The sequence below is a fragment of the Kribbella qitaiheensis genome, from assembly GCF_014217565.1.
In the GTDB taxonomy this organism is placed as follows: Bacteria; Actinomycetota; Actinomycetes; order Propionibacteriales; family Kribbellaceae; genus Kribbella; species Kribbella qitaiheensis_A.
The window spans coordinates 4,510,538-4,531,588 of the sequence record NZ_CP043661.1 but is presented as its reverse complement, the minus strand read 5'-3'; the positions used below and the strand labels follow the sequence as shown (position 1 = coordinate 4,531,588).

General features: G+C 67.6%; 21 protein-coding genes. 10 read left to right on the top strand and 11 right to left on the bottom strand.

From position 1 onward, the window contains the following. The first annotated feature begins 16 nt into the window (after nucleotides 1-16). The gene (locus F1D05_RS21345) at nucleotides 17-565 is read left to right on the top strand and encodes a MarR family winged helix-turn-helix transcriptional regulator (RefSeq protein ID WP_246485834.1); all 549 of its coding nucleotides are present in this window, start codon (nucleotides 17-19) and stop codon (nucleotides 563-565) included. 77 nt (nucleotides 566-642) lie between these two features. After that, entirely contained in the window at nucleotides 643-2,205 is a 1,563-nt protein-coding gene (locus F1D05_RS21340) for a molybdopterin-dependent oxidoreductase (RefSeq protein WP_185441917.1), read from the top strand. Between the two features lies 1 nt (nucleotide 2,206). Here the strand turns inward: F1D05_RS21340 and F1D05_RS21335 are convergent, their stop codons facing one another. After that, nucleotides 2,207-2,527: a hypothetical protein gene (locus F1D05_RS21335; RefSeq protein WP_185441916.1), complete on the bottom strand. Its 321-nt coding sequence runs from the start codon at nucleotides 2,525-2,527 to the stop codon at nucleotides 2,207-2,209. A 220-nt stretch (nucleotides 2,528-2,747) separates the two neighbouring features. Then, nucleotides 2,748-3,356: a TetR/AcrR family transcriptional regulator gene (locus F1D05_RS21330; RefSeq protein WP_185441915.1), complete on the bottom strand. Its 609-nt coding sequence runs from the start codon at nucleotides 3,354-3,356 to the stop codon at nucleotides 2,748-2,750. 67 nt (nucleotides 3,357-3,423) lie between these two features. Here F1D05_RS21330 and F1D05_RS40590 point away from each other — a divergent pair, with 67 nt between their 5' ends. Genes F1D05_RS40590 through F1D05_RS21320 form a run of 3 tightly spaced genes read left to right on the top strand, consistent with a single transcriptional unit; the run spans nucleotide 3,424 to nucleotide 6,414 of the window. Then, on the top strand, nucleotides 3,424-3,597 hold the full coding sequence (locus F1D05_RS40590) for a hypothetical protein (RefSeq protein WP_246485833.1): 174 nt from the start codon (nucleotides 3,424-3,426) through the stop codon (nucleotides 3,595-3,597). A 1-nt stretch (nucleotide 3,598) separates the two neighbouring features. Continuing rightward, entirely contained in the window at nucleotides 3,599-4,354 is a 756-nt protein-coding gene (locus F1D05_RS40585; RefSeq protein ID WP_246485832.1) for a hypothetical protein, read from the top strand. Continuing rightward, nucleotides 4,351-6,414, top strand: a complete 2,064-nt coding sequence (locus tag F1D05_RS21320; protein ID WP_185441914.1) for a YhgE/Pip domain-containing protein — start codon at nucleotides 4,351-4,353, stop codon at nucleotides 6,412-6,414. The genes F1D05_RS40585 and F1D05_RS21320 overlap by 4 nt, the downstream gene beginning before the upstream one ends. A 6-nt stretch (nucleotides 6,415-6,420) precedes the next feature. Here the strand turns inward: F1D05_RS21320 and F1D05_RS40580 are convergent, their stop codons facing one another. Both F1D05_RS40580 and F1D05_RS21315 read right to left on the bottom strand, forming a co-directional pair. Beyond that, nucleotides 6,421-6,741 carry a hypothetical protein gene (locus tag F1D05_RS40580; RefSeq protein ID WP_246485831.1) on the bottom strand — a complete coding sequence of 107 codons (321 nt, stop codon included), beginning with the start codon at nucleotides 6,739-6,741 and terminating at the stop codon, nucleotides 6,421-6,423. Next, complete coding sequence (locus tag F1D05_RS21315) at nucleotides 6,696-7,385, bottom strand: sigma factor (RefSeq protein ID WP_246485830.1); 690 nt, start codon at nucleotides 7,383-7,385, stop codon at nucleotides 6,696-6,698. The genes F1D05_RS40580 and F1D05_RS21315 overlap by 46 nt, the downstream gene beginning before the upstream one ends. Before the next feature lie 253 nt (nucleotides 7,386-7,638). Here F1D05_RS21315 and F1D05_RS21310 point away from each other — a divergent pair, with 253 nt between their 5' ends. Next, complete coding sequence (locus F1D05_RS21310) at nucleotides 7,639-8,373, top strand: LLM class flavin-dependent oxidoreductase (RefSeq protein ID WP_185441913.1); 735 nt, start codon at nucleotides 7,639-7,641, stop codon at nucleotides 8,371-8,373. A gap of 355 nt (nucleotides 8,374-8,728) precedes the next feature. Here F1D05_RS21310 and F1D05_RS21305 read toward each other — a convergent pair whose 3' ends face one another. After that, nucleotides 8,729-10,162, bottom strand: coding sequence for a gamma-aminobutyraldehyde dehydrogenase (locus tag F1D05_RS21305; RefSeq protein ID WP_185441912.1), 1,434 nt, complete (start codon nucleotides 10,160-10,162; stop codon nucleotides 8,729-8,731). 205 nt (nucleotides 10,163-10,367) lie between these two features. Between F1D05_RS21305 and F1D05_RS21300 the strand changes: the two genes are divergently transcribed. Continuing rightward, nucleotides 10,368-11,750, top strand: a complete 1,383-nt coding sequence (locus F1D05_RS21300; RefSeq protein ID WP_185441911.1) for an aspartate aminotransferase family protein — start codon at nucleotides 10,368-10,370, stop codon at nucleotides 11,748-11,750. Nucleotides 11,751-11,812: 62 nt separating this feature from the next. On the opposite strand, the gene F1D05_RS21295 is transcribed toward F1D05_RS21300, so the two are convergent. From F1D05_RS21295 to F1D05_RS21275, 5 genes are read right to left on the bottom strand one after another with little or no spacing between them, the layout of a single operon-like run. After that, nucleotides 11,813-13,192 (bottom strand): NAD(P)/FAD-dependent oxidoreductase, encoded by a 1,380-nt coding sequence (locus F1D05_RS21295; protein WP_185441910.1) that lies wholly within the window; start codon nucleotides 13,190-13,192, stop codon nucleotides 11,813-11,815. Continuing rightward, nucleotides 13,182-13,991 (bottom strand): ABC transporter permease, encoded by an 810-nt coding sequence (locus F1D05_RS21290; protein ID WP_185441909.1) that lies wholly within the window; start codon nucleotides 13,989-13,991, stop codon nucleotides 13,182-13,184. The genes F1D05_RS21295 and F1D05_RS21290 overlap by 11 nt, the downstream gene beginning before the upstream one ends. Beyond that, nucleotides 13,988-14,893: an ABC transporter permease gene (locus F1D05_RS21285; protein WP_185441908.1), complete on the bottom strand. Its 906-nt coding sequence runs from the start codon at nucleotides 14,891-14,893 to the stop codon at nucleotides 13,988-13,990. Before F1D05_RS21285 ends, F1D05_RS21290 begins: the two co-directional genes overlap by 4 nt. Further along, a complete protein-coding gene (locus tag F1D05_RS21280) occupies nucleotides 14,893-16,017 on the bottom strand; it encodes an ABC transporter ATP-binding protein (RefSeq protein WP_185441907.1) in 1,125 nt (374 codons plus the stop codon). The genes F1D05_RS21285 and F1D05_RS21280 overlap by 1 nt, the downstream gene beginning before the upstream one ends. Before the next feature lie 3 nt (nucleotides 16,018-16,020). Further along, complete coding sequence (locus tag F1D05_RS21275; protein ID WP_185441906.1) at nucleotides 16,021-17,217, bottom strand: polyamine ABC transporter substrate-binding protein; 1,197 nt, start codon at nucleotides 17,215-17,217, stop codon at nucleotides 16,021-16,023. Between the two features lie 142 nt (nucleotides 17,218-17,359). On the opposite strand from F1D05_RS21275, the gene F1D05_RS21270 reads away from it, so the two are divergent. From F1D05_RS21270 to F1D05_RS21260, 3 genes are all read left to right on the top strand, one after another. Next, nucleotides 17,360-17,842, top strand: a complete 483-nt coding sequence (locus F1D05_RS21270; RefSeq protein WP_206685784.1) for an Lrp/AsnC family transcriptional regulator — start codon at nucleotides 17,360-17,362, stop codon at nucleotides 17,840-17,842. A 12-nt stretch (nucleotides 17,843-17,854) separates the two neighbouring features. Next, nucleotides 17,855-19,279 carry an NAD(P)/FAD-dependent oxidoreductase gene (locus F1D05_RS21265; protein ID WP_185441905.1) on the top strand — a complete coding sequence of 475 codons (1,425 nt, stop codon included), beginning with the start codon at nucleotides 17,855-17,857 and terminating at the stop codon, nucleotides 19,277-19,279. A 72-nt stretch (nucleotides 19,280-19,351) separates the two neighbouring features. Next, entirely contained in the window at nucleotides 19,352-19,792 is a 441-nt protein-coding gene (locus F1D05_RS21260) for an SRPBCC family protein (RefSeq protein WP_185441904.1), read from the top strand. Nucleotides 19,793-20,294: 502 nt separating this feature from the next. Here the strand turns inward: F1D05_RS21260 and F1D05_RS40575 are convergent. Next, the gene (locus F1D05_RS40575) at nucleotides 20,295-21,038 is read right to left on the bottom strand and encodes a hypothetical protein (RefSeq protein ID WP_246486968.1); all 744 of its coding nucleotides are present in this window, start codon (nucleotides 21,036-21,038) and stop codon (nucleotides 20,295-20,297) included. Nucleotides 21,039-21,051: the final 13 nt, after the last annotated feature.

Below are 21,051 nucleotides of genomic sequence, written 5' to 3'. Positions count from 1 at the left end.
CTAATAGAGTCCGCCCATGACCATCGCGCCTCCGCTTTGCTCGCCCCTAGCGCTCGCCGATGCAGAACCCACTCACGCCGCCGAACCCTGGGAAAGCGACGTGATCACCGCGTACGGCCTGCTGCGCGAAGCAGCGGCCGAACTCGATCACCTGATGCGCCATTCCCTGAAGCGCAGTGGTCTGCAAATGGCAATGTTCGAACTGTTGCTGCGGCTTGCCCGCAGCCACGGCGAGAGACAGCGTCTCACCTCACTCGCCCGGGAGTTGACCGTCACCACCGGCGGCATCACCCGGCTGGTCGACCGTGCCGAGAACCTCGGCCTGGTGCGTCGGGAGCCCTGTCCCGACGACGCCCGTGGGTCGTTCGCGGTTCTCACGGAGGAGGGCAAGCGACGGCTGCGTGAAGCGCTGCCCGACCACCTCCTGGAGATCGACAGCCTGTGGATGTCGCAGCTGGCGGACGAGCGCGAGCTCGTCCTCGGCAAGCTCCGCCGGGTCCGTGACAATGCCCGTCGCTGGCCGAACGGCCGGCCCACCCTGCCTCCGATCCCCAACCGGATCTGACCCCGATCGCATTACCCGCTTCTAACGGATGGGGCGCCCGGCTGGCGCCGGACGCCCCACCGAGCAATCGTTGAGTAGTGAACCATCCTCAAGCTCCGGTACAGCCTCGGCTGCCGGCTGCACCGCGCCCCCGGCCCCGCCGCGGAACGCTCGTCCGGGCCGCGATCGGCGGCATCCTCGCCGCGCTGGCAGGCCTCGCCGCCGGAGCTGTGGCGGCAGCGCTCCTCGGTACCGGCCAGACGCCCGTCGTGGCGATCGGCTCCGCGTTCATCGACCGGACCCCGCCGTGGCTGAAGGATCTCGCGATCTCCCTGTTCGGGACGAATGACAAGCTCGCGCTGAAGACCGGCATCCTGATCGTCCTGCTCGCCTTCGCCGCTCTCGGCGGAGTCCTGGCCGTACTGCGGTACGTGGCGGGCGCAGCCGTCGTGGTGGTCCTCGCGGGACTGGCCGTCATCGCGGCCCAGACCCGGCCGGACGCCGGCCAGACCGGATTCGTCCCGTCCTTCGTCGCCGGCGTCGTCGCCTTGCTCGTACTGCGGTTGTTCTCCCAGCGCCTGGCCGGATTGCTGCACCACCCCGATGACGGCGTCACCCGGCGCGGCTTCCTCCAGTTGTCCGCCGGAGTCGCGCTCGGCTCGGTCGCAGTAGGTGCCTTGGGCAACGTTATCGGCGGGCACCGGTCTGCCGTCACGGATGCCCGGGAGTCGCTCCAGATCCCGGTGCCGCCCAGCCTCGACCCGCCGACCGGAGTACAGGTTCCAGGCGCTCCGCCGTGGGCCACTCCGAACGAGGACTTCTACCGGATCGACACGGCGTTGTCAGTGCCGCTGATCATGCCGGCGGACTGGAAGCTGCGGATCCACGGCATGGTCGACCGCGAGATCAATCTGGACTTCGCCGCCCTGCTGAAGCGCACCGTGGTGCACAAATGGGTCACGCTCACCTGTGTCAGCAACGAGGTCGGTGGCGACCTGATCGGCAACGCGCTCTGGTCGGGCGTACTGCTGAAGGACCTGCTCACCGAGGCCGGCGTATCCCCCGACGCGGATGCGATCCAGTCGACCTCCAAGGACGGCTTCACCGCCGGTACGCCGTTGAGCACGCTGCTGGACGACCGCGAGTCGATGCTGGCGTTCGCGATGAACGGGAAGCCGCTGCCACTGGAGCACGGGTTCCCGGTGCGCATCGTCGTACCGGGTCTGTACGGGTACGTGTCGGCGACCAAGTGGCTCGCGGAGATCGAGGTGACCCGGTTCGACCAGTTCGAGGCGTACTGGACGCCCCGCGGCTGGTCCGAACGGGGACCGATCAAGCTGTCCTCGCGGATCGACGTCCCGCGATCGAAGGCATCGACGGGTCAGATCACGGTCGCCGGGGTCGCCTGGGACCAGCACGTCGGGGTCTCGAAGGTGGAGGTCCGCGTCGACGGCGGCACCTGGCAGGAGGCGACGCTGGCCGCCGATGCGTCGATCGACACCTGGCGGCAGTGGCATTGGACCTGGGACGCGCCGCGCGGACATCATGTGCTGCAGGTGCGCGCCTTCGACGACAAGGGCAATCCTCAGATCGAGAGCCAGGCGCCGCCCGCTCCGGACGGCTCGACCGGCCTGCACAGCGTCGACATCAAGGTCGGCTGACTCACCACCCGGACGACGGCGCGGCGACCCGTAGTACGGCCCAGATCAGCTGGTCACCGCGTGCGGTGGCCGAGGCGCCCCAGACATCCGCGACCTCGCTGACGATCCGTCGGCGGATCTGATCGAGCGGTGCGTCCGGAACCGTCGGCGCATAGGTGACGGCGATGGTCAGCAGCCCTCGCCTGAGTTCCAGTCTCAGGTGGAGATCTTGCGTGGATCGGCTGATCGCGTGGGCGACCAGTTCGTCGGCGACGGTGATCGCAGCGGGTTCGTCGATCCCGCAATCCCAATCCCGGCAGGTCCCCAGGATCCGGCCACACACTTCAGCAGGGCGTCCCGGAGGCGTGGCACGGCGGGAATGGACAGCACGCCGACCATGCGGACGATCACGATGCCCGCGTCGCTGCTCTCGTCTATCTCGATCGACAGCAAAGAGCCGATCTTCCCCGACCATCCGTCCCTGCTCACACTGCTGCGCCCCTGACGGAGTCACACCTGAGCGGCACGGCTCACTGGCACCCTACGGTGCCGACCTTGTCATGTCACTCAGAGCGGGAGACCGCCGCGAGCACCATCGGCAAAAAGGTGTGCTCGAGGGACCCGGCGGCGACCTCTGTGGGTTCCAGCAGGCTCTGGGAGCGGGCGCCCTCGTGCAGGGCGATGACAAGTCGTACGAACTGCTCTGGCGGGACGCTGAGGCGCAGGTCGCCCGCGGTGATGATCTGCTCGACCAGGTCGGTCAACCGCTCTCTGAACATCCGCCGCTGGTGATTCAGGGCCGTGGCAGCCTCAGGGTTGCGCAGGGCGTGCAGGGTGAACTCTGTCGAGATCAAGTGCCACTGCCGCTGGTCAGGTGCGGCGTCATCAAGCAGGCCCAGTACTGCGTCGAGCAGCGTTCCTGGTTGATTCGCAAGGTCCGGGAGCAGCGCGGCAATCTGCTCCAGCAACCTGTCTGTGGTCGCCTGGAAGAGGGCGAGCACTAGCTCGTCCTTGGACGCGAAGTTCGAGTAGAAGGCGCCTCGGGTGAAGCCGGCGCGATCACAGATGTCCTCGACCGAGGCGCCGTTGAAGCCACGCTCGGCGAAGACGTCGAGCGCGCCTTCGAGCAGGCGGGCCCGGGTGGCGGAGCGGCGGCGCTTGGGCGTTTCCATAGGTCGTAGGATACAGTTCTGTATTGGATACACAACCGTATTGAATGCCGGATCGGAGTAGTCCACGATGGAACTCAAGGCTCATGCGATCAGCGTGCGAGGTCCGCACGCGCCGATGCTGAACGCCACATCGGTCAGCGTCGGGGATCACGAACTGGTGCTGCTCGCCGGATACCCCGGGCCCGGTCACGTCGCGGCCTCGCTCAGCCTGTCCGGGCCGGCTCCGGCCCGACGGCGGTGACGTGAAGCTCGACGGTCAGACCGACGGCGGCGTACTGCGCCGGCGCGTTGCCGTCGTCGACGCCCCCGGGATCACCGAGCCCGACGACGCGCTGCCGGTGAAGTCGGTCGTCGGCGAGGAGCTGGCGATCGCGGGACGGAAGGCCGGCAGTAAGGCGGTGCAGGCGTGGCTGCAGGCGCACGGCTGGCACGAGTACGCCGACAAGCGGTTCGAGCATCTCCCGATCGCGGTACGCACCAAGCTGCTCGCGGAGCTGACAGTGGCGCGACCCGAGGTCAAGATCGTGATCCTGACGATGCCGGACCGGCTGGGTGGGGATCCGCACGAGTGGTACGGCGTGGGGCGCGACCTGGCCTCGCGGGGATACGGGGTGATCATCACCTGCGCGGACGCTTCGGCGAGGTTGCTCGGGGTGCCGGCCGCCCAGCTGGGCTCGGTGGATCCGCCCGAGCCGGTCAAGGTCGCATCCGCCGCACCGGTGGAGCCCGTCAAGCCGATCGAGGAGACGAAGGTCGACCCGATCGCGGAGACGAGGCCAGACGTGCTGGTGAAGGAGAAGCCGGCGCCCGCAGTACCGGCCGAGGCGAAGAAACCCGAACCGATCGAGAAGCCGAAACCCGACGTGCCAGCTGAGGCGAAGAAAGCCGAACCGATCGAGAAGCCGGAGACCGTCGTGCCGGCTGAGGCGAAGAAGACCGGGCCGGTTGATGAGAAGAAGACCGCGGGTCAGAGTGACGAGAAGAAGGCTGAGGCATGACCGCCATCCGGATGGCTTTGAGTGAGTTGCGGCGGTTGACCGCCGGCCGGTTGCCGAAGCTCGCGGTGGTGGCGCTGTTGTGCGTGCCGATGCTGTACGGCGGGTTGTACCTCTACGCGAACCACGATCCGTACGGGCGGCTCGACAAGGTCCCGACGGCGGTCGTGCTGGAGGACGAGGGCACGACCCTGTCCACCGGCGAGAAGCTGTCGGTCGGTCCGCAGGTCGCCGACGAGCTGGTGAAGTCCAAGAGCTTCGACTGGCACCGGGTCGACCGTGCGGAGGCGACCAAGGGGGTTGCCGAGGGGAAGTACGAGTTCGCCCTGGTACTGCCGAAGGCGTTCTCGGCGGATCTCGCGTCGAGCGCCGAGTTCCAGCCACGGCAGGCGACCCTCGAGCTCTACACGAACGACGCGAACAACTACCTCGCGCACACCATCGCCAACCAGGTCGTCGCCCAGGTCACCAAGACGGTCGCTTCGCAGGTGAGCGAGACCGCGGCGAGCAAGCTGCTGGCCGGGTTCAGCACGATCCACGGCCAGATCAGCAAGGCGGCGACCGGGGCCGGGCAACTGCAGAGCGGACTGACCTCGGCCAACACCGGAGTCACGCAGCTCAAGACCGGCGCGACTCAGCTCAATACTGCGCAACAGCAGCTCTCCACCGGCGCGACCAAGCTCTCCACCGGGATCGGCCAGGCCTCGAAGGGCGCCACCGACCTCGCCACCGGGGCCGGCCAGCTGAGCACCGGGCTGGGCACCTTGAAGACGAAGACCGCCAAGCTGCCCAAGCAGACCAGGGATCTGGCCACCGGCGCGGACAAGGTTGCTGATGGCAACGAGAAGATCGCGACGATCGGGCAGCAGGTGGCGACCGCCTCCGGCACGCTGGTGACGGACCTGTCCAGCCTGGACGCCGCGTTGGCCCAGCGGCTCAAAGCACGCGGCTTCACCCAGGCCCAGGTCAACCAGGTCCTCCAGGAGACGGCCAAGCTGCGCGGCCCGGTGGTGACCGCGAACACGAAGATCCAGTCCACCTCGAAGCAGCTCAACCAGCTGGCGACCGGGGCCCGGCAGGTCTCGAACGGCGCGGCGACCCTGGCCAACGCGACGCCCGCGCTGACCTCGGGCATCAGCAGCGCCGCCACCGGTGCGACCAAACTCAACACCGGCGCGACCCAGCTCAAGACCGGTCTTGGCACTCTCCAGACCGGCGCCACGCAGCTCGCCACTGGTGAGCAGCAGGCCGTCGCGGGACAGACGCAACTGCTGACCGGCGTCACCACCCTCAGCACCGGAATCGGCAAGCTGAAGAGCGGCGCGACCGAGCTCAACACCGCGCTCACCAACGGCGCCAAGCAGATTCCTGACCCGTCGCCGGAGGCACGGAAGGCCGTCGCCGAGACGCTGGGCGCACCGGTCGGTCTGCACAACACCTCGCAGGCAACGGCCGACAGCTACGGCGCCGGACTGGCTCCGTTCTTCCTCAGCCTGTCCTGCTGGATCGGCGCGTACGTGCTGTTCCTGCTGGTCCGCCCGCTGTCGCCGCGAGCCCTCGCCGCGCTCCAGTCACCGCTGCGGGTCGCACTCGGCGGTTGGTTGCCGCCGGCGATCTTCGGCGCGATCCAGGCCGCACTCGTCTTCACCGCGGTCATCTTCGGACTCGGGATCGACACCGCCCACCCGTGGCTGACGGTCGGATTCCTGATGCTGACCTCGCTCACCTTCGTGGCGATCCTGCACGCGCTGTCCGCCTGGTTCGGTGCCGTCGGCAAGTTCCTCGGCCTGGTCCTGATGGTGATCCAGCTCGTCAGCGCGGGCGGCACCTTCCCCTGGCAGACGATCCCGCACCCGCTCTACTTCTTCCACCACGCCCTCCCGATGAGCTACGCGATCGACGGCGTCCGGCACCTGATGTACGGCGGCCCGGGCGACAGCCTCGGCCGCGACCTCCTGGTCCTGGCCGCCTGGCTACTCGCCGGCATCACCGCCTCTTCCCTGGCAGCCCGCAAGCAACGCATCTGGCCCGCCAAGAAACTCCAGCCCGAACTCGTCCTCTGATCGGCGTCAGAGCAGGGTCGAGATCCTCGCGAGTTTGCTGGGGTGCATGACCCACAGCAGGCGGTCGATGCCCTCTTCGGAGGCGGCGATGTTGAGCATGGCGTAGACGACGCCGTCCCGCGCGATCAGCGCCGCGGGACGGCCGTTGGCCTCGACCACAGTGATGGTGCTGTCGATCCAGAAGCGCGGTGCGAAAGCCTTGATGTACGCCGCGACGCGGGTCCGACCGGCGACCGGGATCTTGCTGGCCCGGGCTACGCCGCCACCGTCGGCGTAGCTCACTACGTCCTCGGCGAGCATCTCCTCCAGCGCGGGGAGGTCGCCCATCCGGGCGGCTGCGAGGAAGGCCTGGAGCAGGCGTCGGTGCTGGCCTTTGCCGACCGGATCGCGGCGTTCGGTCGCCAGCCGTTTGTGGCTGCGGCTGACCAGTTGACGGACATTCGCCTCCGACAGTTGGAGGTCTCCGCGATCTCGTCGTACGGGTAGTCGAACGCCTCGCGCAGGACGTAGGCGGCTCGCTGGGTCGGGGAAAGCTTCTCCAGCAGGTGCAGCTGTGCGAGTTCGAGCGCGTCGTCACGTTCGGCGCCGAGGGCCGGGTCGTTGGCGGTGTCGATCGGCTCGGGCAGCCACGGCCCGATGTACGACTCGCGCCGGACCCGGGCCGACTGAGCCGCGTTGATCGCGAGTCGGGTGGTCGTGGTGGCGAGGAAGGCGGCCGGCTCGATCACCTTGGACCGGTCGTAGGCCTGCCAGCGGAGCCAGGCGTCCTGCACGATGTCCTCGGCCTCCGCCGAGCTGCCGAGCATCCGGTAGGCGATCCCGAACAATCGCGGCCGTACGCCGGCGAAACCCGCGGCCGCCTCATCGAGATCGCTGGTCACCGTTCCATCGTACGGAGGTCGGCGCAGCTCGCTCGCGGTGGTCAGCAACAGCCTGGAGCCGACGGCTCGGGTGGACACCTGTGCAGTCATCGGTACGTCGAACCTCGCCCTCTGCGGTCTGCTGCGACAACCCAACTGTGGTGGGCCGATTGCGGCGCGCAAAGCAAACCGAGTAGACCACTCAGGGGGTTGCATGAAGAGGCAACTTCGAGGGTGAGCACCGTCTCGTGTGGCACGCTTGGCCTTATGCGATTCGGGCTGAAAGTGAATCCGGCCGGGTGGGCCGATGCGGCGGAGTGGGCGGGGATCGCGGAGGCAGCCGGGTTCGACGGACTCTGGACAGGTGACAACCTGCGCAATCCGCGGGATCCGTCGGTCCCCGTGCTCGACGGGCCGACCATCGTCACGGCCCTGGGCGGCGACGACCACCCGGATCCGGGTCGGGCTGCTGATCGCGAACCTGGTGTTCCGGCAGCCGACCGTGCTCGCGAAGCAGGCGCTGACGATGGATCACGTCGCCGGCGGCCGGTTCGATTTCGGCATCGGGTCCGGGGTCTGGCCGACCGATCACGGGATGGCCGGGGTGCCGGTGTGGACGGCGCGGGAGCGGACCGAGCGGCTGACCGAGTTCGTCTCCGTGGTCGAGCGGCTGTTGGCCGGCGACGTGACTGATCACGACGGGCCGTACTACCCGTACTCGCAGGCCTCGATGACGCCCGGACCGGTGCAGGACCGGGTGCCGCTGATCATCGCCGCGAACGCGCCGCGCGCTCTCGCCGTGGTGGCCGCGCACGGCGACGGCTGGGTGACCTTCCCGGGTGCCGCGACCGAGGCCGACTTCTACGAGGCGTCGGTGGAGCGGCTGCGGGTCCTGGGCGAGGGCCTCGGCGGCCGCGAGATCCGGCGGATCCTGCTCGCGTACGGCGCGATCAGTCCGTGGGAGTCCGTCGACGGGTTCGCCCGGCTGGTCGAGCGATACCGCGCCGCCGGCTTCGACGAACTGGTGGTCTACGCGCCCAAGGAGCACGAGAGAGGCGTCTTCGACGAGATCGCGGCGAAGCTCGACAACTATCGGTAGACCACTTCCCGCGATCCAGCCGAGGTGGTCCGCGCCGGCCGCAACGGGCTGCCGCCCGGCGTACGGGCGTCATTGGACGTGCTGGGTGCCGGGGTGCCGGGTGCGAAGCGCCGGCGTCGGTTGCCGCCCTATGTGCATCCGCTGAGCGTTCTCAGGCGACGGAACGCTCAACTGGTTCACGAAGACGCCGTGCTGGGGAACCCGGGGGCGGCGGGTGCCAGCCACGCGGAACAGGTCCACCCACCCGCCGACCAGGTGACGCCGACCGCTGCCCTCGCCGAGCCGCGACGCAGAAGCGGTGAACCCGGGCGGGGAGCGGCGACGCAGGAGCCGCGTGGGATCGACCGCCGGTGGGCTAGACGTCGATGTTCGACATAACGTGTTTGATCCGGGTGTAGTCCTCCATGCCGTACATGGAGAGGTCCTTGCCGTGGCCGGAGTTCTTGAAGCCGCCGTGGGGCATTTCGGCGACGATCGGGATGTGAGTGTTGATCCAGACGCAGCCGAAGTCGAGGCGGCGGGCCATTCGCATCGCGCGGCCATGGTCGCGGGTGAAGACCGAGGACGCCAGGCCGTACTCGACGCCGTTGGCCCAGCGGAGGGCCTCGTCCTCGTCGGAGAAGCGCTGCACGGTGATCACCGGGCCGAAGATCTCGTCCTGGATCGCCTCGTCGGTCTGCAGCAGGCCGGACACGACGGTCGGCGAGTAGAAGTAGCCACGGTCGCCGACAGCCGAGCCGCCGGTCTGCAGGGCGGCGTGATCCGGTAGGCGGTCGATGAAGCCACCGACCCGGCGGAGCTGATCGGCGTTGTTCAAAGCGCCGTACGCGACATCCTCGTCCGGACTGCCCGTCTTGGTGTTCTTCGCCTGCTCGGTCAGCGCGGCGACGAAGTCGTCGTGGATCCGCGGTCCCGCCAGCACCCGCGTCGCGGCTGTGCAGTCCTGGCCGGCGTTGAAGTACCCCGCGCCCGCGATCGCCTCGGCCGCGGCCTCCAGGTCGGCGTCGTCGAACACCACCACCGGAGCCTTGCCGCCCAACTCGAGGTGGGTCCGCTTCAGCTTCCGCGCTGCCGCGCTCGCGACCTCCATCCCGGCTCGTACCGATCCGGTGATCGCGACCAGTTGCGGGATGTCGTGGTCGACCAGCGCCCGGCCGGTGTCCCGATCACCGCAGACCACATTCAGTACGCCGGGTGGGAGGAACTCGTTGCACAGCTCGGCCAGCAGCACGGTCGAGGCCGGGGTGGTGTCGCTCGGCTTCAACACCACCGTGTTGCCGGCGGCAAGGGCCGGCGCGATCTTCCAGATGGCCATCATCAACGGGTAGTTCCAGGGCGTCACCTGGCCGACCACGCCGATCGGCTCACGCCGTACGAAGGACGTATGCCCGGCCATGTACTCACCCGCCGACCGTCCTTCCAGCAACCGGGCGGCGCCGGCGAAGAACCGCAACTGGTCCACACACGGCGGCAGTTCCTCGGAAGCGGTGAGAGCCAGCGGCTTGCCGGTGTTGTCGCTCTCGACCTTGGTGAACTCCTCCGACCTGGTCTCCAGCGCATCGGCGATCTTCAGCAGCATCCGCTGCCGCTCGGCCGGAGTGGTGTCCCGCCACGACTCGAACGCGCGAGCGGCGGCGGTCATCGCCTGATCGATGTCCTCCGGCCCGGACAGCGCGGCCCGCGCGTAGACCTCACCGGTCGCCGGGTTCACCACGTCGTAGCCAGCGCCACTCAGTGCGCCGACGGTCCTGCCGTCCACGAGGTTCGCGAAGGTCTGCTGGTCAGCCATGACGGTCCCTGTCTGTTCGGTGCCTGTCTGTTCGGTGCCTCGACCTGGTCGAGCCTAGCCTCGATGACGACGGAATCGATAGGTGTGCGGCGTTTCAACGGCCGACATCCGTAGGCAGATGGGCTTCTGAGTGCGAAATCACTTGTCAACCAGCAGAACCCGGGAGAGGATGGCGACCAACGGCCAAGCCAACGAAGAGGAACCGATGATGCCCTCCGACGCCGCTGACCTAGCCCGTCTGCAGGAGTCCGCCCGTAAACACCTCTGGATGCATTTCACCCGGATGGGGGCCTACCAGACCGCCGACATCCCGGTGATCGTCCGGGGCGACGGTGCGTACATCTGGGACGCCGGCGGCAAGCGGTACCTGGACGGTCTGGCCGGCCTGTTCGTGAGCCAGCTCGGGCACGGCCGGACCGAGCTCGCGGAGGCGGCGGCCAAGCAGGCCTCGGAGCTCGCCTTCATGCCGTTGTGGTCCTACGCGCACCCGAAGGCGATCGAACTCGCCGAGCGGGTCGCGAACTACGCGCCGGGCGACCTCAACCGGGTCTTCTTCACCAGCGGCGGCGGCGAGGCGGTCGAGACCGCCTGGAAGCTGGCCAAGCAGTACTTCAAGCTGACCGGCAAACCCACCAAACACAAGGTGGTCAGCCGCGCGATCGCGTACCACGGCACCACCCACGGCGCACTCTCCATCACCGGGCTGCCCGAGCTGAAGGCGCCGTTCGAGCCGCTGGTGCCGTCGACCTTCCGGGTGCCGAACACGAACATCTACCGCGCACCCATCTACGGCGACGACCCGAAGGCGTTCGGCCGATGGGCCGCCGACCAGATCGCCGTCGCGATCGAGAACGAGGGTGCCGACACCGTCGCCGCGGTCTTCCTCGAGCCGGTCCAGAACGCGGGCGGCTGCTTCCCACCGCCACCCGGGTACTTCGAGCGCGTCCGCGAGATCTGCGACGAGTACGACGTACTGCTCGTCTCCGACGAGGTGATCTGCGCCTTCGGGCGACTCGGACACATGTTCGGCGCCGAGCGGTACGGCTACCAGCCGGACATGATCACCTGCGCGAAGGGACTCACCTCCGGCTACGCACCGCTGGGCGCGATGATCGCCACGGATCGGCTGATGGAGCCGTTCCTGCAGGGCAACACCTCGTTCGCCCACGGCTACACCTTCGGGGGTCACCCCGTCGCCGCGGCCGTCGCACTCACGAATCTCGACATCTTCGAGCGTGAGGGCATCAACCAGCACGTACGGGACACGGAGGGGGAGTTCCGTGCGACGCTGGAGAAGCTGCTCGACCTACCGCTGGTCGGCGACGTCCGTGGCGACGGGTACTTCTACGGGATCGAACTGGTCAAGGACAAGGCGACCAAGGAGACCTTCAACGACGAGGAGTCCGAGCGGCTGCTGCGCGGCTTCCTCTCCAAGGCGCTGTTCGACGCGGGCCTGTACTGCCGGGCCGACGACCGTGGCGACCCGGTCATCCAGCTGTCCCCGCCGCTGATCTGCGACCAGTCCCACTTCGACGAGATCGAGCAGATCCTCCGCTCGGTCCTGATCGAAGCGGAAACCAAGCTCTAACCGCTTTCCTTACGTCCGAAGAACTGGAGTACACGTCCCTCCGCTTCTTCGGACGTCAGCGGTCAGAAGTCGAAGCCCAGGCCGAGGCGGTCGAGGGTTCGGAGCCAGAGGTTGCGATGGCCAGCGTGAGCGTCTGCGCGGGCCATCGACCATTTGGTGAGGCGGATGCCGGCGTACCGGATCGGCTCGGGTGGGAACGGGATCGGGCGGTCGCGGACCATCTGGAGCCGGCGGCGGTCGGAGTCCTCGTCGTACAGGAGGTCGAGCATCACGTCGGCGCCGAAGCGGGTCGCGGCTACACCGAGGCCGGTGTAGCCGAGCGCATAGGCGACGCGACCGCTGGACGCAGTACCGAAGAAGGCGCAGAAGCGCGTGCTGGTGTCGATCACGCCGCCCCAGCGGTGGGTGAAGCGCAGGCCTTCCAGCTGAGGGAACGTGGTGAAGAAATGCCGCGCGAGCATGCCGTGGATGGCATCGCGCTGCTCCAGGGACTCGTGGATCTTGCTGCCGAACGAGTAGAGCGGTTCGTAGCCACCCCAGAGGATCCGGTTGTCCCTGGTCAATCGGTAGTAGTGGAAGAGGTTCGACGCGTCACCGATGCCTTGGCGGTGCTGCCAGCCGATCGCGGCCAACTGCTCCGCGGACAGCGGCTCGGTCATCAGAACGAGGTCGTAGACCGGGACGGTGAACGGCCTCAGCCTTCGCAGCAGGGACGGGAAAGCGTTAGAGGCAAGGGCGATCCGATCAGCCCGCACCTCACCAGTTGCTGTTAGCAACAATCCTCGCTGGAGCCCCGTCACCGGAGTGTTCTCGTAGATCCGTACGCCGAGGTCGAGGCACGCCTGGCGGAGACCCCAGACCAATCGGGCCGGCTCGACCAGCGCAGTACGGGTTGGTTCTGCCAACGCACCCAGGTACGTCGGCGACGCGACCTCGGCCCGTACTTCGGCTTGGTCGAGCAACGCGACCTTCTCACCGGCAGCCCGCCGTACTGCGACTTCCTCGGCCAGCTCGTCGAGGTGATGCGGCGCGGTCGCGACGGTGAGCTCGCCGGTTCGCTCCCAGTTGCAGTCGATCCCGTACTGCGCGATGGTGTCGCCGATCGCCTCCAGATTGGCCATCCCCAGTCGTTCGAGGGTGTCGATCTCGTCCGGCCAGCGGGCCAGGCCGTTGCCGTACCCGTGGGTCAGGCTGGCCGAGCAGAAGCCGCCGTTGCGTCCACTCGCCGCGTTGCCGCAGGCACCCGCCTCGAGGACGACCACGTCCAGGTCGGGATAGCGCTCCTTGGCCCGGAGCGCGGTCCACAGTCCCGTGTAGCCGCCACCGACCACAGCCAGGTCGGCCTTCTCGTTCCCGCCGAGCGGCTCGCACGGATCCGGCGCACCTCCGTCGAGCCAGAACACCGCCCGCTTGGCGTCGGCAAAGGCTTGGTCAGTGTGCACGGGACGCCCTGCGACGACGAGCCAGCTCACCGCCGAGGACGAGAACCAGTGCCAGCAGGAACATCGCCGTACCGACGACGTTGATCTGCGGCGGGATGTCGCGCTGGGCGGATCCCCAGACGAACATCGGGAACGTCACCGTCCGGCCGGCGTTCAGGTTGGTGATGATGAAGTCGTCGAAGGACAGCGAGAAGCTCAGCAGCGCGGCGGCCAGGATGCCGGGGAAGACCAGCGGGAAGGTGATCCGCCAGAACGTCTGCCACTCGGTCGCATAGAGATCCATCGCCGCCTGTTCCAGCCGGGTGTCCATCCCGGACAGCCTGGCCTTCACGGTGACGACCACGAACGACAGGCAGAACATCACGTGCGCGATCAGGATCGTCCAGAAGCCGAGCTGACCACCCAGGCCGCCGGAGACGAACAGCGCCAGCAAGGACGAGCCGAGCACGATCTCGGGCGAGGCCATCGGCAGGAAGATGAACAGGTTCGTCGCGGCCCGGCCGCGGAAGCGGTGCCGGACCATCGCGAAGGCCATCAGCGTGCCGAGCGCGGTCGCGATCACGGTAGCGACCAGGCCGATCCGCAGACTGGTACTGACCGCGTCGCAGAGTCCGAACGGCTGACAGGGATGCGTCCAGTTGTGCAGCGTGAAGCCGTCGAACTGGTACGACAGCTTGCTCTTCGGCGCGTTGAACGACATCAGGATCACGACGAAGATCGGCGCGAACAGGTAGAGCAGGACCAGCAGCCCGATGAAGAGGATCAGGTGCCGCCCGATCCAGCGACCGATGTTCGTCATACCAGGTCCTCCGTTCCGGCCCGGCGGACGTAGAACAACACCAGCACGGTGATCGCGGCCATCAGCGTCACCGAGAGCGCGGCAGCGGTCGGATAGGCCCCGGCCGCGAACAGCCGCTGGATGTCGTTGCCGATCATCCGCTGCTTCGGCGTACCGAGCAGCTGGGCGTTGATGTAGTCACCGGCCGCGGGGATGAAGGTCAGCAGGGTCCCGGCCACGACACCCGGCATCGCCAGCGGGAACGTCACCGTGCGGAACGTGGTGAACGCACTGGCATACAGGTCGCCACCCGCCTCGATCAGCCGGTGGTCGATCTTCTCCAGGCTGGCGTAGAGCGGCAGCACCATGAAGGGCAGGAAGTTGTATGTCAGGCCGGTGACGACAGCGGCGGTGGTCGCGAGCAGTCGCCCGTCCGAGCCGAGGATGTGCACTGCCTTCAGAGCGTCCACCACGAAGCCGTTGTCGCTGAGCAGCAGCTTCCACGACAGCGTGCGGATCAGGAAGCTGGTGAAGAACGGCGCGATCACCAGCGCGAGCATCAGGTTCTTCCAGCGACCGGCCTTGAACGCGATCGCGTACGCGAGCGGGAACCCGAGCAGCAGGCAGAACGCAGTGGTGAGTAGCGAGTACCAGAGCGATCGCCCAAACGGCCGGGCATAGTCAGCGAGCGCATCCACGTAGTTGTGGAAGCTCCAGGTCATCGAGAAGCCGGACTCGATCGAACCGTTCGGGTCGTACAGGCTGGCCGCGATCAGCGACACGAGTGGCACGACGAAGAACAGGATCAGCCAGAGACCGCCGGGAAGCAGCAGCAGGTACGCCGTACGCCGGCGCTCACTGCCCTCGGGAGGCGGTGCCGGCTCGACGGTTGCCGGCGTACTCAGGTGGCCGAGCGCGCTCATCAGGCGTCGACCGCGATGTCTTCGACACCCGCCAGTGCATCCTGGGCGGCGTCCAGCACGAACGTATGGGCCGGTTGCCAGTGCAGGTCGACGGGATCGCCGACGGTGAGTGCGTCGCGGGCGCCGGTGTTCTGCTCGAAGACCGTGAGCTCCTGCCCCCAGGGAAGGCGGGCCAGGTACTGCGTACTCACGCCGATGTAGCTCACGTCGGTGACGGTGGCGCCCCGGAGTACGTTGCCGCCGTTCTGCTCCTCGCCGGCCCGGGCCAGGAAGACCTTCTCGGGTCTGACGCCCATCCAGACCTCGCCCTCGGTGACCCGGCAGCGCGGGATCGGGACGGTCACCTTGCTGCCGTGGACGTCGACCACCAGTTGCTCGTCGGCCTTGCCGATGATGGCGGCCCGGACCAGGTTGGACTGGCCGAGGAAGTTCGCCACGAAGGTGGTGGCCGGCAGGTCGTACAGCTCGGTCGGGGTGCCGAGCTGCTCGATCACACCGCCGTTCATCACCGCGATCGTGTCGGCCATCGTCATGGCCTCTTCCTGGTCGTGCGTGACGTGCACGAAGGTGATCCCGACCTCGGTCTGGATCCGCTTCAGCTCGATCTGCATCTGCCGGCGGAGCTTGAGGTCGAGCGCACCCAGCGGCTCGTCGAGGAGCAGCACCTGCGGCCGGTTGATCAACGCCCTGGCCAACGCGACCCGTTGCTGCTGGCCGCCGGACAGCTGCGGCGGCCGACGCTTGCCGAAGGCACCCAGCTCGACCAGCTCGAGTATCTCCTCGACCTTCTGCTTGACCTCTTTGACCTTGCGGCGGCGGAGGCCGAAGGCGACATTCTCGAAGATGTCGAGATGCGGGAAGAGCGCGTAGTTCTGGAAGACCGTGTTGACCGGCCGCTTGTACGGACGGAGCCGGGTGATGTCCTGCTCACCCAGGCTGACCGTGCCGCGGGTCGGTTCCTCCAGCCCCGCGACCATTCGCAAGGTGGTGGTCTTGCCGCAACCGGACGGTCCGAGCAACGCGAAGAACGCACCCTCCGGCACGGTCAGGTCCAGGTCGCGAACGGCGTGGAAGGTGCCGAACTGCTTGCCCAGTCCGGTCAGCACAAGATCGCTGGATGCCATTGGTCAGCCGCCGATCGCGAGGTTGAAGTCGGTTTCGTAGAGCTTCGCCTTGGCCGTGTCCAGGGCCATGAACGCCGAGGCCTTCTCCAGCGTCGCGGCGTCCGGGAAGATCAGCGGGCTGTCGACCAGCTCGGGGTCGATCTTCTCCATCGCTTCTTTCGCGCCCTCGACCGGACAGATGTAGTTCACCCAGGCCGCCAGCGTCGCGGCCACCTCCGGGTCGTAGTAGTAGTTCATCAGCGCCTCGGCGTTTCCCTTGTGGGTCGCTTTGTTCGGCACCAGCATGTTGTCCGACCAGATCCCCAGACCTTCCTCGGGAACGACGAACTTGATGTCCGGGTTGTCCGCCTGCAGCGCCAGGACGTCGCCGGACCAGGCTTCGCAGGCGACGATGTTGCCGGCGTTCAGGTCCTGCACGTAGTCGTTGCCGGTGAAGCGCCGGATGTGCCCCGTGCCGACGTAGTCCTGCATCTTCTCCAGCGCCTTGCTCCACTCGGCGTCGTTGAACTTCGACGGGTCGGCGCCGGTCAGCTTGAGCATGAACGACATCGTGTCCGGCATCTCCGAGAGCATCGTCACCTTGCCCTTCAGATCCGGCCGGCTGAGCAGATCGGCGAAGCTGCCGACCCCCTTGGTGAACTTCGCGTTGTAGGCGATGCCGGTCAGGCCGGTCTGCCAGGGCACGCTGTAGTCGCGGTTCGGGTCCCAGCCCGGAGCCTTGAGCTGCTTGATCAGGTGCTGGTCGACGTTCGGGATCTTGGTGTGGTCGAGCTTCTGGATCCAGCCCAGTCCGACGGTCCGGGCGGCCATCCAGTCGGTCAGCACGATGAGGTCCCGGCCGCACGGCTGACAGGCGCCGAGCTGGTCGCGGATCTTCGCGTAGAACTCGGCGTTGTCGTTGATGTCCGGCGTGTAGGTGACCTGGACGCCGCTCTTCTTCTCGAACTCCGCCAGCGTCGGCAGGACGGTCTGCCCGTTCACCTTCTCGTCGGACTCGTCCATATAGCTGGGCCAGTTGGAGAAGATCAGCGTCTTCTCGCCGGGCGACTTGTCCGTACTGACGCAACTGTCGGCGGACTGCTTGGCGGCGGGGATCCCGCAGCCGGCCAACGTCCCGCCGGCGCTCAGCCCGAGCGCGGACAGCCCCAGGCCGCGAAGGAGGGTCCGGCGTCTGACGACGGTCTGAGGGCTCGTGCGCATCGGGCCTCCTACTTGGCTTCGCGGGCGATACTGTCAAAACAGTTGACCCAAGACAAGGGATTCCGTAGGTGAATAGCTATTTCGCGACGGAATCCGGAATCCTGACTTGCCTACCCCCGGTCCCGCTGACAGGATCAGCCAAGTGACCGGACGCAACCCGACCCCGGAGAAGGCCCAGGGCCTGCTCGACGACACCGCCAAGGCGATCATCCGCGAACTCCAGGTGGACGGACGCAAGTCGTACGCCGCGATCGGCAAAGCCGTCGGGCTGTCCGAGGCCGCCGTCCGCCAGCGCGTCCAGCGGCTCACCGACGCCGGCGTGATGCAGGTGGTCGCGGTCACCGATCCGCTCGAACTCGGCTTCGCCCGGCAGGCGATGATCGGGATCAAGGCCGAGGGCTCGCTCGAACCGATCGCCGACAAGCTCGCCGCGATGGAGGAGATCGAGTACGTCGTGATCACGGCCGGCTCGTTCGACCTGCTCGCCGAGGTGCTCTGCGAGAGCGACGAACACCTGCTCCGGGTGCTGTCGGACCGGATCCGGCAGATCGACGGGGTCAAGGTGACCGAGACGTTCGTGTACCTCAAGCTGGTGAAACAGACCTATTCATGGGGTGTGCGCTGAGATGAACCGCTCATGGGGCGTTCGCTGAGCCGGCGACAATCCGATACCGGTGTCCCGCTCTGGGCTGCCGGTGATGCTTCGATCCTTGCCGCCGGCGATTCTGTTCCAGCGGTACCGGTCCGTCCCGCGTTGCCGGGGGACCGGGAGGCCGATGTCGCGATCGTCGGCGCCGGCTTCACCGGACTCTGGACGGCGTACTACCTGCTGAAGGCCGATCCGGCGTTGCGGGTGGTCGTGCTGGAGGCGGAGACGGCTGGGTTCGGAGCGTCCGGACGGAACGGCGGCTGGTGTTCGGCGCTGTTCCCGGTCTCCTCCCGGCGTCTCGCGTCGCTGCCTGGGTCGAGCCGCGAGGCTGCTCAGGCGATGCACTGGGCGATGCAGGCGAGCGTCAACGAGGTCGGGTTGGCGAGCGCCGCCGAACACATCGACTGCGATTACCACAAGGGCGGCACGATCGTGCTCGCGCGAACACCGGTCCAGCTGGCCCGGGCTCGCGCCGAAGTGGCCGAGGCGCACGAGTGGGGTCCGGGCGACCTGCGCTTCCTCGAACCGGATGAGGTCGCCGCACAGGTCCACGCGACAAAGGTGCTCGGGGCAACATTCACGCCACACTGTGCCGTGCTCCATCCAGGGCGACTGGTTCGCGGTCTCGCTTCAGCAGTCGAGCGATTGGGTGCGGTGATTCACGAAGGCACGCCGGTGACCGCGATCGAGCCCGGACGCGCGATCACGCAGTACGGCGTGGTGCGGGCTGATGTGGTCGTCCGGGCGACCGAAGGATTCACGCCTCGGTTGGCCGGGCAGGCGCGGACGGTGGCGCCGGTGTACTCGCTGATGGTGGCGACCGAGCCGTTGGACGACGCGACCTGGGACCGCATCGGGCTGGCTGGGCGGCCGACGTTCAGCGATCATCGGCATCTGGTGATCTACGGCCAGCGGACGGCCGACGGGCGGCTCGCCTTCGGAGGACGCGGTGCGCCGTACCATTTCCGGTCGCGGATCCGGCCTTCGTACGACGAGGAGCCGCGGGTGTTCGCGGCACTACGGGCGACGCTGCGGGATTTGTTCGACGGGCTCGGCGACGTGGAGTTCACGCACGCGTGGGGCGGGCCTCTCGGCGTACCGCGGGACTGGTGTGCGTCGGTCGGGCTGGATCGTGCGACCGGCCTCGCGTGGGCGGGCGGCTATGTCGGCGACGGCGTTTCGACCACGAACCTGGCCGGGCGCACACTCACGGATCTGATCCTGCGGCGCGATACCGACCTCACTCGGCTGCCGTGGGTCGGCCATCAGTCCCGGCAGTGGGAGCCGGAACCCCTTCGCTGGTTGGGAATCAACGCCGGTCTGCGGGCGATGACGTTTGCCGACGCCGAGGAAAGGCTGACCAAGCGGGAGAGTCGCATCGCTCGATTGATGGCACCGCTGCTAGGTGGTTGAGACCGCCGGCGTGAGAGCGGTCCTGACCGAACTGGCCGCCAAACTCTCCTGAGCTGGGACTAGCCTCAGAGAATGGCCGTCGACGTACGCACCGAAATAGTGATCGCCCGGCCCCTGGCTGTCGTCGCGGAGTACGCCGGCGATCCGTCCAACGCACCGCAGTGGTACTCCAACATCGAGTCGGTCCACTGGCAAACCCCACCACCCGTCGCGCTCGGCTCCCGCCTGGACTTCGTCGCCCATTTCCTCGGCCGACGCCTCGCCTACACCTACGAAGTCACCAACCTGGTCCCACTGAGTCAGTTGGTGATGCGCACCGCTCAAGGTCCATTCCCGATGGAGACCAGCTACCAATGGACCGCCGAGACTGAGCAGTCAACCCGGATGACCCTAAGAAACCGCGGCGAACCATCCGGCTTCGCCGGCATCGCCGCCCCCTTGATGGCAGCCGCGATGCGCCGAGCCAATCAAAAGGACCTGCTCCGCCTCAAATCCTTACTCGAACCACAGTAGTCAGCTTGCGCTGAGAGCCCTTGCGGCTGAACCAGACCGCTTCTCACCACAGCGACCGGATTCGGGGCCCGGTTGGCGAGCTCCTTGTGCGCGACTTGAGTACTTCCGCGCGCCGATCCGCTGACCTCATGCACAGAGCCGGTTGGCCCGCCGCCGGCGCGTTCTTCGGCCGCTGACGAGCTATTTTCGCGCTACCCGGCGAACAGCCGACCCGACTCAGACGCCCACCGACCGATCAGTAAGGCGCTTTACAGCCAGACGCCCTTAGCCAACTCGACGAAGGCGGTCTTCGGACCCCGTCGGTGTGCTTTCCCCCTGCTGTTGGGGTTAGCCCACTGTTGTGCCAGTGGGCTAACCCCAACAGCAGGGGGTGAACCGTCATGGAGGGTGTCCCTGCCCGGGGGGCGTGGGGGCGAGCGAGTTGGGCCGAGGGGGTGGAGGTGCGGAGGTGCGGAACGCGTTGGCGTGCGGGGGTACGTAGTACAAGCAAGTCGGCAGTGGCTCAGCTGGTTTCTGCCAGGGTGAGAGGTTGGAGCAACGCGGCCAGCGGCGGACCTGTGAGGGGAATGGCTGGGTCTGGCCAGGTGGTGGGGGTGGGGGTGGCTGTGGTGAGTTCGGTGTGGGTCAGGTCGTAGAGGTTGGCGGGGTTGCCGGTCTGGGCGACGATCTGCTCGAGCAGGCGGGTGGTTTGTTCGACCCAAAGAAGGTTGTCGGGGGCAACTTCGTCGGGGCGGACCAGGAGGAGGTCGACCTCGCTGTCCAGGTCGCCCTCGGCGCGGGTGGTGGCGTCGGCGCGGGTGGTGGCGTCGGCGCGGGTGGTGGCGTCGGCGCGGGTGGTGGCGTCGTCCGTGCGGGTGGTAGTGCCGTCGGCGCGGGCGATCGGGGAGTCCGCGCGGGCGATGGGGCCGAAGAGGCTGGCGTGGATGGGGGCGATCGTCCAGGTCGCGAACTCGGCGGCGAGGTTGGCGGCGAAGGTGGTGCGTAGGTCGGCGAGCATCTCGACGGCCTGGGCTGCCAGGTGTTTGCGGTTCAGGGTGTAGAGCAGGGAGTTGCCGGACTCGTGGACGTGGACCAGGCCGGTCGTGGCCAGTCGTTGCAGGACGAGGCGGACCCCGGCGACACTGCCCGAACCGGCGAGGCTGTGGATCTGGCGGCCCGACAGTTCCCGGTCCGCAGCCGCCAGGACCTGCAGGACAGGCCCGTCGAGCGAAGGAATTGCAGTGCTGATCGGCCGGCTGAGATCCACGAAACTGAAAATA